This is a genomic window from Pedobacter sp. 22163 (assembly GCF_052045595.1).
In the GTDB taxonomy this organism is placed as follows: domain Bacteria; phylum Bacteroidota; class Bacteroidia; order Sphingobacteriales; family Sphingobacteriaceae; genus Pedobacter.
Genome location: NZ_JBQEPM010000010.1, coordinates 25030 through 36731, shown reverse-complemented (window position 1 = coordinate 36731; position 11702 = coordinate 25030). Strand labels below are relative to the sequence as shown.

General features: G+C 37.7%; 9 protein-coding genes. 3 read left to right on the top strand and 6 right to left on the bottom strand.

The genetic code is table 11. From position 1 onward, the window contains the following. Window positions 1–3 precede the first annotated feature (3 nt). The 6 genes from ACTJKN_RS22465 to ACTJKN_RS22440 form a co-directional block, all read right to left on the bottom strand. A complete protein-coding gene (locus ACTJKN_RS22465; protein ID WP_440827943.1) occupies window positions 4–858 on the bottom strand; it encodes an ABC transporter permease in 855 nt (284 codons plus the stop codon). 20 nt (window positions 859–878) lie between these two features. Further along, window positions 879–1988 carry a glycosyltransferase family 4 protein gene (locus tag ACTJKN_RS22460; RefSeq protein WP_440827942.1) on the bottom strand — a complete coding sequence of 370 codons (1110 nt, stop codon included), beginning with the start codon at window positions 1986–1988 and terminating at the stop codon, window positions 879–881. Window positions 1989–2055: 67 nt separating this feature from the next. Beyond that, window positions 2056–3870 carry an asparagine synthase (glutamine-hydrolyzing) gene (gene asnB, locus ACTJKN_RS22455; RefSeq protein WP_440827941.1) on the bottom strand — a complete coding sequence of 605 codons (1815 nt, stop codon included), beginning with the start codon at window positions 3868–3870 and terminating at the stop codon, window positions 2056–2058. A gap of 145 nt (window positions 3871–4015) precedes the next feature. Beyond that, a complete protein-coding gene (locus tag ACTJKN_RS22450; RefSeq protein ID WP_440827940.1) occupies window positions 4016–4519 on the bottom strand; it encodes a UpxY family transcription antiterminator in 504 nt (167 codons plus the stop codon). 96 nt (window positions 4520–4615) lie between these two features. Beyond that, window positions 4616–7015 carry a GumC family protein gene (locus ACTJKN_RS22445; RefSeq protein WP_440827939.1) on the bottom strand — a complete coding sequence of 800 codons (2400 nt, stop codon included), beginning with the start codon at window positions 7013–7015 and terminating at the stop codon, window positions 4616–4618. Then, window positions 7015–7839: a polysaccharide biosynthesis/export family protein gene (locus ACTJKN_RS22440; RefSeq protein ID WP_440827938.1), complete on the bottom strand. Its 825-nt coding sequence runs from the start codon at window positions 7837–7839 to the stop codon at window positions 7015–7017. Before ACTJKN_RS22440 ends, ACTJKN_RS22445 begins: the two co-directional genes overlap by 1 nt. A gap of 318 nt (window positions 7840–8157) precedes the next feature. Here ACTJKN_RS22440 and ACTJKN_RS22435 point away from each other — a divergent pair, with 318 nt between their 5' ends. The 3 genes from ACTJKN_RS22435 to ACTJKN_RS22425 all read left to right on the top strand — a co-directional run bounded on the left by ACTJKN_RS22435 (window position 8158) and on the right by ACTJKN_RS22425 (window position 11617). Next, window positions 8158–8517, top strand: a complete 360-nt coding sequence (locus ACTJKN_RS22435; protein WP_440827937.1) for a hypothetical protein — start codon at window positions 8158–8160, stop codon at window positions 8515–8517. 1853 nt (window positions 8518–10370) lie between these two features. Beyond that, entirely contained in the window at window positions 10371–10766 is a 396-nt protein-coding gene (locus tag ACTJKN_RS22430) for a hypothetical protein (protein WP_440827936.1), read from the top strand. 110 nt (window positions 10767–10876) lie between these two features. Beyond that, window positions 10877–11617 (top strand): glycosyltransferase family 2 protein, encoded by a 741-nt coding sequence (locus ACTJKN_RS22425; RefSeq protein ID WP_440827935.1) that lies wholly within the window; start codon window positions 10877–10879, stop codon window positions 11615–11617. Window positions 11618–11702 lie beyond the last annotated feature (85 nt).

The following is an 11702-nucleotide window of genomic DNA, read 5'->3' as shown; positions in this document are numbered from 1 at the left end:
GTTTTAAACAGTATCAACAAAATTCCGTTCCACTTTATTAAAAACCACAGTACCAATTAACAGTAAAACTATCGTAACAATTGTAGCGTAACCCAAACTAAACCAGCTAAAGCTCCCTTCACCTAAAAATCCATATCTAAAAGTTTCTATAATAGGGGTCATCGGGTTATATTTAATAATCCAGGCATATTTTGGATATTTTTCTAATGCAGTAGATAGGGGGTAAATTACGGTGGTGGCATACATCAATAGCTGCACACCAAATCCTACCAAAAATGCCAGATCCCGATATTTTGTGGTCATGGCCGAGATAATCATCCCACTTCCCAAGCCCAATAAAGCCATTAAGATTACTACAACGGGAACTAGTGTAATGGTCCACGCGGGTTGAAAACTTGCATCAGTTAAATAATAATAGAGAAACATGATGAGGAAAAGGATCATTTGTACGCCAAAACGTACCAAATTGCTCACCACTATGCTAAGTGGCATGATTAAGCGAGGAAAATAAACCTTCCCAAAAATCGCAGCATTATCCCTGAAAACAGTTGATGTTTTGGTTAAACAATCTGCAAAATAGTTCCAGGCCGTAATTCCTGCCATATAAAATAGCGGCTTAGGCAGACCGTCAGTAGAGATTCCCGCTAAATTCCCGAAAATAAAGGTAAAAATGATAGTGGTAAATAAGGGCTGAATAAAAAACCACAATGGGCCTAATATGGTTTGTTTATAGAAAGAAACAAAATCCCGCCGAACCAATAACCAAAGCAGATCGCGGTAAGCCCAAATTTCGTTAAGCTTTAGATCAAATAAGGAAGCTTTAGCCTCAATGGTCCAGGTGTGCTCGTCGTTATGCATGCTTATTTATATTTATCACCTTATACTAATAGCAAGTTCGATACTTTTTCCTGATACTGGCTGTATCCAAATGTTTCAAAACACATGGTTTGGATTACTTTAGATTCATGTTTTTCTTTTTGTAAAGTCGTGATAATCGCTTCACCCATTGCTGCAGTGTCATTAGGATTTAAAAGGGTACCTAGTTTGCCGTCCATTAACGCATCCCTGCTGCCATCAGCATTGCCACCAATTATAGCGCAACCATAGGCTGCAGCTTCAATAAAAACGAGTCCAAATCCTTCTGCCTTACTCGGCATAACAAATACATCTGCTAATTGATAATGCAAAATAAGTTCATTATCTGTTATAAAGCCCGTAAGTATCACGTTTTTTTGCAGGTTATAATTAGTGATGAGCTTTTGAATACGCGCTAATTCTGCCCCATCTGCTTTTCCAGCTAACAAGTAAACCAAATCTGGATAAATTTTAACTACCTGCTCTAAGCATTCGATAACCAGGTCGTAACCTTTATATTGTTCTGATGAAGATAAACGACAGATCGTTAACATCACTTTTTGATTGCTATTAAGGCCATATTTAGCGAGAAGCGTAGCAGGTTTTGAAACCGATTCGTCTAATTTAAAATATGGGTCTAAACAGTTGTTTAACACTTTGACCTTGCTTGCAGTTATTCCATGACGATGTATAATCTGATCTGCTGTATATCGGCTCACCGCCCAGATCTCTGTTTTGCTCAGCATTTGCTTTTTCCAGCCAGCTAAGGCATTCCAAATCTCTATCCCATGAGCAAAGAGCACGATACGGATACTCGGTTTTAGTATTTTGATAATCCGTGCAAAAAGCAATAAGTGTACATGACTTAAAATAACCACATTTGCTTTTAATCCTTCTTTGATGGCAGCTAAACCAAAAGTTGTTCTTTTGCCATGATATCCTTTAAATGAGCCTTGTGATACATAACCCAGATCAGGTTCATCATCATACATCGACAATACTCGATAAGACTGGATTTGCGCACTGGTTTTCAGGTCATCAAGCGTTTTCGCAAAGGCTTTGCTCACTTTTTCTATACCTCCGGTTAAACTGAACGTATGTAAAGTAAGAAATAGAACTTTTTTGTTTTTCAAATTTGTTTCCCCTAAACCCTAAACCCTAAACCCTAAACCCTAAACCCTAAACCCTAAACCCTAAACCCTAAACCCTAAACCTTGTGAATACCTGATAAAGTGCAATCACTTTACTCCAATGTAAATTCCCATGCCTAAAATCATCAACCATAGTTGAGGCGAATGTATTCTCACTGGTTTTTATCGAATGGAGAAAATGTTCATCTTTTCTCAACCAATGTTGAAAAGGGAAGGTGAAGCCCATTTTTTTGCGGTCCCAGATCGATCGGGGAAGAATGTCTGTAAAAGCATCAATTAGAAGTGATTTAGCATAATTACCTTTAAACTTTAAGTCAGCATCCATAGCAGCTAACGTGCCCAGTAAATGCTGATCTAAAAAAGGAACCCTGACCTCTACACCATGTTGCATGCTCATGGTATCGGTATCTTTAAGCAATTGATTTTGCATGTATAAATTACATTCTAACCAACTGGCTCTTTCACCATCTTTTAAATGATTAGGAATAGGGCTGATCGATATATTTTGAAGTACCTGGTCAATCTGTGCAATTGAGCACGATAATAACCTGCCGATTTCTTCAGGAGTGAATATGCCCCTCAAGAAAAGATACTCGCCAACTGTATTCCGGTAACTTAAATAATATGCCCGTTTTAAGGATGCTTTTTTAAAGCGCAGGCTTTTTCTAAGAATGAACTTAGGCAATCTTTTCAATTGTTTAACCCATCCCATCCGTTTAAAAGAAGGATAGCCCCCAAACAGTTCATCTGCACCTATGCCAGATAAAACAGCTTTTAAGCCATTTTCTTTAGCGAAATAGTTAACAAACCACGAATTAATGCCATCAGCAGAGGGCTGATCCATGGCTTTTAAAGCTGCGGGGAAATGTTTGGAAAAGAGGGCAGGAGTGATGGTATACTCTGAATGATTTCCATGAAGTTGTTGAACAACAATATCCTGAAAGACTTTCTCAGAAAATGCTGTTTCCTCAAAATTGATCGATACGGTATTGAGCTTGCTCAACTCAGTAGGCTCGGCTAGAATTTTATCAGCAAGTAATGTCAAAATACTACTATCGATCCCACCACTTAAAAAAACACCAATTTTAGCGTCAGATAAAAGATGTTTTTTAACCGAGACATATAAACTTTGTTGCACCGTAGTTTTGGCTTCCTGGTAATTTGTGATTTCTTTTATGGAGTGCTGCTGCACGTAATTTTTAATCTCGAAAGTATCCGATTGATGTTGCCAGGTCAGATAGTGGCCTTTAGCTAACATCATCACTTCGCTAAAAGTGGTATAAGGCTCTGGCAAATGTCCAAAAGCCAGAAAAAGAATTTTCCAATCTGGGTGTTCAGTATAAATGTAATCTGTCTCCGCAAAGGCTTTAACTTCCGATGAAAAAACGAGATGGTTTTCGATAGCGCGGAAGTATAAGGGTTTAATACCCGATGGGTCACGTACCAGGTAGCTATGTCGCCGATCAGCATCATACAAACAAAAAGCAAACATGCCTTTAAATTTGTCGAAACTTTCAACGCCCCATGCAGCATAGCTGGCTAAAATAACTTCGGTATCACTCTCGGTCTTAAACTGAAAGCCCAGGTCTTGAAGTTCTTTTTTCAAGAGCAAATAATTGTAAATCTCCCCATTAAAAGAAATCACCAGTTTTCCATTGTGATAAAACATGGGCTGATGTCCTTTAGGAGATAAATCGATCAGAGCAAGACGCCTATGGCCCATTACAATTCCATCACAGTCATTGGCGTAAAAACCTTCATCATCTGGGCCACCATGTGCCATTATGGTACACATGCCTTTAACCTCGTTCTGAAGCAGATCGATCGGCCTGCTGCTATCTATAATTCCCGCTATGCGGCACACGTGTAAACAGTAATGGTCATTTAATATTCTTGGCTGGGCACAGCTTCGCCCTCTCAGTCACATTTTGTTTTTAAAAATGAACTGATTATTTTTTTATATATTTTGCTGAGTCCTTTCTCACATCTCAGGACTCAAATCTCACGTTTTATAGCGGTTCCACAAAAGCTATCGATGTATTGATATTTATTGCATAGCCCATATTTTGTAAACGTAAAATAATACGTTGTTTATTCTGTATCGATACCAGTTCAGCCAGGATTCCTTTAAATGGACCTGCTTTAATCAGCACACGCTCACCAGGTTTGATGTCGTATTCAAAAACCTCAAGATCTGCATCGGTAGCGAGCAAAAGTTTAAGATCATTGATTTGTTGTTCGGGTATAGACGCTATTTGGCTGGAGAAATAGATGAACCTGGCGATGCCATTGGTCATCAAAACTTCAGCATATTCTTTGGCCGAAATATACACAAACAGGTACGACTTAATCAAAGCCTCTTCAATAATTTTTCTACGGTCGCTCCATTGTTTAACCGTCTTTTTTAGAGGGAGATAAGAAGAGATACCCTTTCTCGTTAACTCCTCATACGCCTTTTTTTCAGCCCTCGAACGCGTATAAACCGGATACCACCTGTAATTTTGATCGATCATTAACTAATCTATTTCAACAATTAAACACATCATCTCATCTTTCCCATGTCTCTTTTACCAATCGCAGTTAACCGATTTAAAATTAATCGATTAAGTCTATTTCTTTTTCCAAAACATCCACCATTTCCGGTTCTCATCATCATAGTAGCCCGAACCCGAGTAGCCCGAATAATCAGAATAATAATAGGTACTGTTGCCACCACCACGGCTATAATCGGTAGTATAATAATTAGCATAAAGGGCATCATCGCCAAATGCATTCAACACAATGGCCATATTGCTCAATCCATACTCACGTGATAATCTTTCTGGAATAGCTGCCGCTCTTGTTTGCGAAACGCCCGAGCGGATGACAAAAAGATTTACATCTGAATTTCTAATCAGCGGTATTGCATCCGAAACCAGACCAACAGGAGCAGTATCGACCAAAACATAATCATATTCTTTTTCCAGGGCTTTCAACAAATCGCGCATGGCGGCGGTGTGCAAAAGCTCTGAAGGATTGGGCGGTACAGGGCCAGATGGAATAAAGTCGATATGGTGTACCTCATCGTGCATCAGTACATCTTCCAAGCTATGTTGTCCGGATAAAATGGAACTCAAGCCTTTACGGTTATCACTTCCAAAAACTTTGTGTAACCTCGATTTGCGTAGATCGGCAGCAATTAAGATCACTTTTTTCTCAATTAGCGCCAGCGTACCGGCCAGATTTACGGTAACAAATGATTTGCCCTCTCCCGATATCTCAGAGGTGATACAGATCACTTTGCTTTTTTTATGGCTGGCCATAAAACTTAAGTTGGTCCGGACAGACCTTACCGACTCGGCGAAAACTGATTTTGGTTTCGCAATGGATAGCGCCTGACGGTTATCCTGATCAATATAGTCCGGAAATTTGCGGATTACGCCTATAATTGGGGTATTGGTTAAACCTTCGACAGTTTCTTTGTCGTAGATGTAAGGATTTAGAAACCTGACCAATAGGATCAAACCCATTCCGGCGCCTAAGCCGAATAAAATGGCAAAAGTGTAAACCTTATTCGTATTCGCAGAAATGGAGTAATAGGATGGATAAGCTAAATTTACAATGGCCGCACCGGAAACAGTGGCGGCAGCATTCATTTCGGCTTCCAACTTTTTCTCAGATAAATAAGAACGTACTTTGTTATTCACCTCAAAGTTAGTACTGAGTTTTACAAAGTTTTGTTCTTTGGCAGGAATGGTACTGATATTCTGGTTTACACCGGAAATTTGACTGTCGATATAACGAATGGTCTCTTCGTTATTTTTACGCATGGCCTGTACATTGCTTCTTATGCTCGCTTTTACATTGGCAATCTGTTGGTCTATCTGTCTTACAGGTTGCGAATCTGCATTAAACTGACTTAATTTTTGTATTCTGTTGGCCAGCAAAGCATTAAGCTGAGTAACCAATGTGCCTAGTCCGCTATTTAAATCGCCTTCAATATCCAAACCAATTTCTACCTTCGATCGGTTATTGTTAACCTGGTCTTCCAGTTGTTTAATCGCCAGTTGTTTAATATTGAGCTCAGTTTTCTGCTTCTCGAAATCAGATAATTTACCGATTGTTGTAGTGGTGGCAGATCCGAGATCGACCATATTATTTTTAGTTTTATAATTAGCCAGCGTATTGCCAGATTTGCCGGCTTCAGTATTGATAAAACCCAATTGAGTATCGATAAATTGTACTGTCTGTTTGGCTGAACGCTGTCTTTGGATCAGGTCATAACGGACATATTCTTTCATAATGGCGTTAAGCATATCGGCAGCAAAAACAGGATTGCCATCCGTTAAACTTAAGCTCATTACATTGGTAAATCGGGCAGCTTCTGCCACATTTAGGCCCATCGCCCGTCCAATAAAATCTTCTTTTGTATTAAATTTAAAACTATAATCTCCTTTAGGCACTGTAGATTTAATGCGGAATTGCATATTACCCATATGGAGTACTTCTCCATAACGGTGAATGGTCTGTTTGGCTTTTTCGTCATTGGGATCGCTAATACTAAAACTTTTATTATCAATGGCTTCGATATTATATAATCCCCGACTAAAATTAATTGAGTCCTGTTGTATAATTTCGATCTGAAAAGGAATATTTGGGTAGAGTTCTGTTGTCCTGATCCTGCCTTTTAAATAGTAAGAAATTTTGTAATCAAGGTTGGCAATGGCATTGAGTACGACATCGTTACTGCGGATCACAAAGCTTTCTGCCTGAATTTTATCGGTATAATTATAAACTTGTGTAGGCATCTGGTTGTTTGTACTCACACTTGGGTTACTGTCCTGCAGTTTAAGCGACGCTCCGGTTTGATAAACAGGTAATGTATAAAGTACCTTTATTTTAGCAATAGCCAATGCAATGGCAATGCAGCCGGCAATCCAATACCACCTGCTCCAAAATACCCTGAATATTTTGTAAAAATCAATTTGTTGATTAACAGCCTTAACTTCTAAATCTTCTGCTTTTTCCATTAGCGGGTTACGGTAAAAATTAACACGGCAAGGTTAACAACAACAAGTAAAGGCTGTACAATGTTATTAAAACTCTGAAGTTTTTCACTTAGTGCGGAGCCTTTGGTGGGCTGTAGCACAATGATGTCGTTATTCTGCAAGACCAGCTTTTTACTCGCCAGACTATTAATGTCGGTTAAGTTTACATAAATAATTTCAGGATGGCTGCGGTCACCACGGATAATCTTTAAAGTTTTAGGATCTGCAGTTTTCGTAATGCCACCGGCCTCACCAATGATTTCGATTAGGCTGGTATTGTCTTTCTCAAGCAGAAAGTTACCTTGTTTACTAAACTCCCCTAGTAAGGTTACCTTTAAATTAACAACAGTTAACTCGATAATCGGATCTTTTAATAATTTTTGTTTGTAAAGATCTTGAATTTTGATTGTAGCCTCCCGCCTGGTTAAACCCACAACTTCTACTTTTCCAATGGCGGGTAGATTAACCATGCCATCAGGCTCTACCGGATAAGAAAGAATATTTTGTGAAGTTCCTGCTGCTGCAACATTATTTGTTGAAGCACCCGAAACACCTGTACTCAATGTAGCCCCGAACTCAGGGTTTTGAACATTCCTAATAGCCAACTGATCGCTAATTTTGATTTTATAATAAGCATCGCTTATGCCCTGATCATTCACTACATAAACCCGTTTAATGGTATCTGTAACAATATCACTGGGTGCATTGAATAAGCTATGTTGCTTGCGGACTGAACAACTAGTAAGAATTAGGGTAAAAATAATAACGAAAAACGATAGTAGTGAGATGTAATTATAACGAGTCATGGTTTTAAAGGTACAGGAATAGGTCTAGATATTAAAACATATCGAGAGCAAAAATACATTTTATAAACGCTGAACAAAAATGGTTTCAGATCATTTTGCTGGCAATTGTACTAATATTCCTGCTAGTTTTACGGAGTCATCTGCTAAAGAGTCGATGAGTTAAGTCCTGTTACTGTCAATCTTATTGATAGCCAGTTTGATATGACGCTTAAGTCTTTTGAAATATAGGCGTTAATATTTATCAATTACATCTATTTTTGTAATATTTATTATACGATTTTTGCGCATTATTGTTGAAAAAATTGTTCTCGAAAATAAATGAAAAGTATACTATTAAGTATCGTTGCCTTTTTCTTAAGCTTTAGTGGCTTTTGTTCCGTTGTAGGTTGTAGCGTCCCAAGCGCAATCTTGAGAGATCAAATCGGGGGAGGACAGAATTGGGAATTTGATTTAAACATAGTGTGCTCCACTGGCACAGCTTCATATGCAAATATTTCAACAACTCCAGTAAGCTCTGGTGGAACATGTAAACGGCAAGGAGGAGAGAACGGAACATTAGTCTACTATGATATGGCAAATTGCCCTATTGATGATTATATTTGGTGTTTGATTTTGCCACTAGCGGCTTTTAGTTATTTCTATATTAGAATTAATGGACTTTATCTTAAAATAGTTTAGTATACACTGTATTTATACTTTAATTAAAATTCTGCTATTGTATGTAATGGTCTCCTTTTTTCTAGCGTTTTTTCGAGTAGATCAACTCTGTTTTTTGTTTAAAGATAGCTGAATGACAAGGACAATCAATTTTAATAAATTCGATCTTTTAGCTTACTCTTAGGGAATTATTACTGGACGAGAAATGGTAGAAAAGTTAAAGATTTCTTTCAATTTTCATTGATTTTTTACTTTGAATCTCATGGATAAATATATAACTCATTGTACGTTTTATATAGGATTTGAAAAACTGTTTAGGAAGTACACTGGATTTATACGTCTCCGTGCCTGCCTATCTTTGAATTAAACTAAATCAAACATTGCGGGACAAATATTTTAATACTCATAATTAGTGTCAAAATAGTATTTTTTGTATGATTATACATCTTTAGTAGTGTCTTTTGTTAGGGATTTATACTTTTGTATAAGTCTTATCCCTAGTTTTAATGAAGTATCGCATAATAGTCTTTGTCTTAATATTGCTATCTGCATCATACTCCTATGGTGCAATTGTTACAGGATGCCAGGCTACACTTGGGTCCAATACTATATATTATGTGCGTGATGGTTCAATTTTGTTTAATGGTGTTCCTCAGTATCGCAATGATAATTTTACGAATAGATATACATTGTCTCAGGTCTATTGTTATGGTGGGCTTGGCAATGGCCAGGGGTCTTGTTATATCAAAGGGTATAATGGCCCAGGCGACGATTTTGGCACACTGGTTTCTTTTTCTACTACCCCTACTGATTGCCCAATAGATGACTATGCTCCCTTTGCATTGTTTGCGTTAGCTGGGATTGGCTCGTTTTCTCTGACACGTTTCAAGTTTAAAAACATTTAACCATTTAGGTTTTTATTAAAATTATTTAGTCTCGTTCATTTTGTTCATGACAATTGTCAAGGATTTCTGATTTTGTTTCAAACGAATTCTTTATCTTTTCTTTGTTTAAGCATTTCCTGGGGCGTTTTTGCCAAATTATAGCGTGAAATAAGAGTGTCATATTCTATTCATATTCATTTCGTTAGGTAATTTAATTATACCTTTTTGGTTAATTTTGTAATATTAATCTTACGATTATTTAGGAATTGTGTTGATTTACTTCGTCACTTTGTTCCAAAATTTAGTTGTCTATTATTTAATTTTTTTGTCGCAGAACATCTCTGATAGTGGGAGTTACGTATGTGCCCCCATTAGTACCAAACAACAATGTCGAAACATCTCTTTTTAACTGTCTTATCAACAGTTTTATTTTTTTCCTATTCATTCGGAGCCCTAGGCTGTAGGACCGGAAATGATATTTATACCATACAAAAACCGGGTGCTTTCATCTCAGAGGGAACACAATTGATCCCGATTTATTATGCGTCAAGCGGGATTCATATTCGAAATGGGGTTACTGACACTCAATGTGGAATTTTAAGAATAAAATCAAATAATTACGCAACTTATCCTGGAACTTCATCTAACATGAGTTCCAAATGTGCTTATGATTCCAATCCGGGCGATCAAGGTACATTGGTGGATTACTTACCGTCAGATAACAATTGTATGGCATTACCATTAGATGATTATATGCCATATTTAATAAGCTCCATCGGATTTCTTGGTCTTATCATAATTCGTAAAAAGAGCTCAGTTTATTTATAGTCTTTATGTAGTTGCTTTTGTTATTCCTTCGTGGTAAGTTGTATCACTAAGAGCTATAGCGTTAATATCGTATTGAACAAAACGAACGAGTTTTTTAGTTTATAAGCTTAGTAGCTTCGTGTATCACATTAATGATATATGAGATATTATGTCTTTTTAATTATGTTATCTTGTTCAGTGCCTTTTCTCAGTAAGGCAGATGGATGTCGGATAAATACCACTTTTTATAATATCCCGGCTAGTGTACTACTTGGAATAAACTTGGGTGGTACAATCATTCCTTATACTACACCCGGAACTAACAGTAATGGCTGTTATACGGGTACTGTTAGTTCAGCTAAATCTTGCTATGTTTGTACCAATGGTGGAGGTGTAGTCTTGGCAGTGGGGGTAGGTACAGCTCTAGAGGTTATAACCTGCTCAACAGGTATTGCTACTAAAGGTACTTACTATTCGGATTATGTACTTGAATGCAACCTCGACGACTATTCCTGGACTCTTGGCGCCGCCGCAGGTCTCTTTGGTGTGTTCATCATCAGAAGAAGAAATAATCTATAGATTATCTTTGTCTGCTCGAATAGGAGACTATTTCGGTATATGTAAAGCTATTCTTTATCTTTACCACAGTTTTCAGCTTAAAAAGGCCGAAGAATCGCTGTTTGGTAACCATGAAGATATCTCTTATTACAGTCGTTTACAATGGAGAAACATTCTTGCAAGCGTGTTTTAATTCTGTAGTGGCGCAAACCTATCCAGACGTGGAGTACCTGGTGATTGATGGGGGATCGACAGACGGGACATTGGATATTATTCAGGAGAACCAACATCATATTGATTATTTTGTTTCAGAAAAAGATAAAGGTTTATACGATGCCATTAATAAGGGGATTAAGAGGGCGACGGGAGAGGTGATCGGAATTTTAAATGCCGATGATTTATTTGCACACCCTGATGTGTTGGCATCAATAGCCAAAGCTTTCATTGATCAACCGAACATAGATGGACTTTATGGCGACCTCAATTATATCCATCCTACAACACATAAAACGATCAGGACGTGGAAATCACGACAAAACACTTTTCAGGATCTTAAAAAAGGCTGGATGCCCGCTCACCCTACACTGTATTTGAAAAGATCGTTGTTTGAAAAAAATGGAGATTATGCCTTAGACCTGGGTACCGCTGCCGATTATGAATTGATATTACGTTACTTTTATACCCATAAAATAAAAGCGCTTTACCTGCCTATCTTAATGGTAAATATGCGCATGGGAGGCCTAAGCAACCAATCTGTGATGAGCCGGGTCTCTGCTTTTATTAATGATTATAAAGCCTTAAAAAGAAATAAGATGCCCTTGCCTTTTTGGGTATTGCTGCAGAAAAAGTTGAGCAAACTCAGCCAGTTTTAGTGTTATTAATCAGTTTTTTAGTGTCATTTAATGGTTGCTGGCTTAACATCTGGAATATTTTTTGTCTGTTTAGTACGACGTAAGT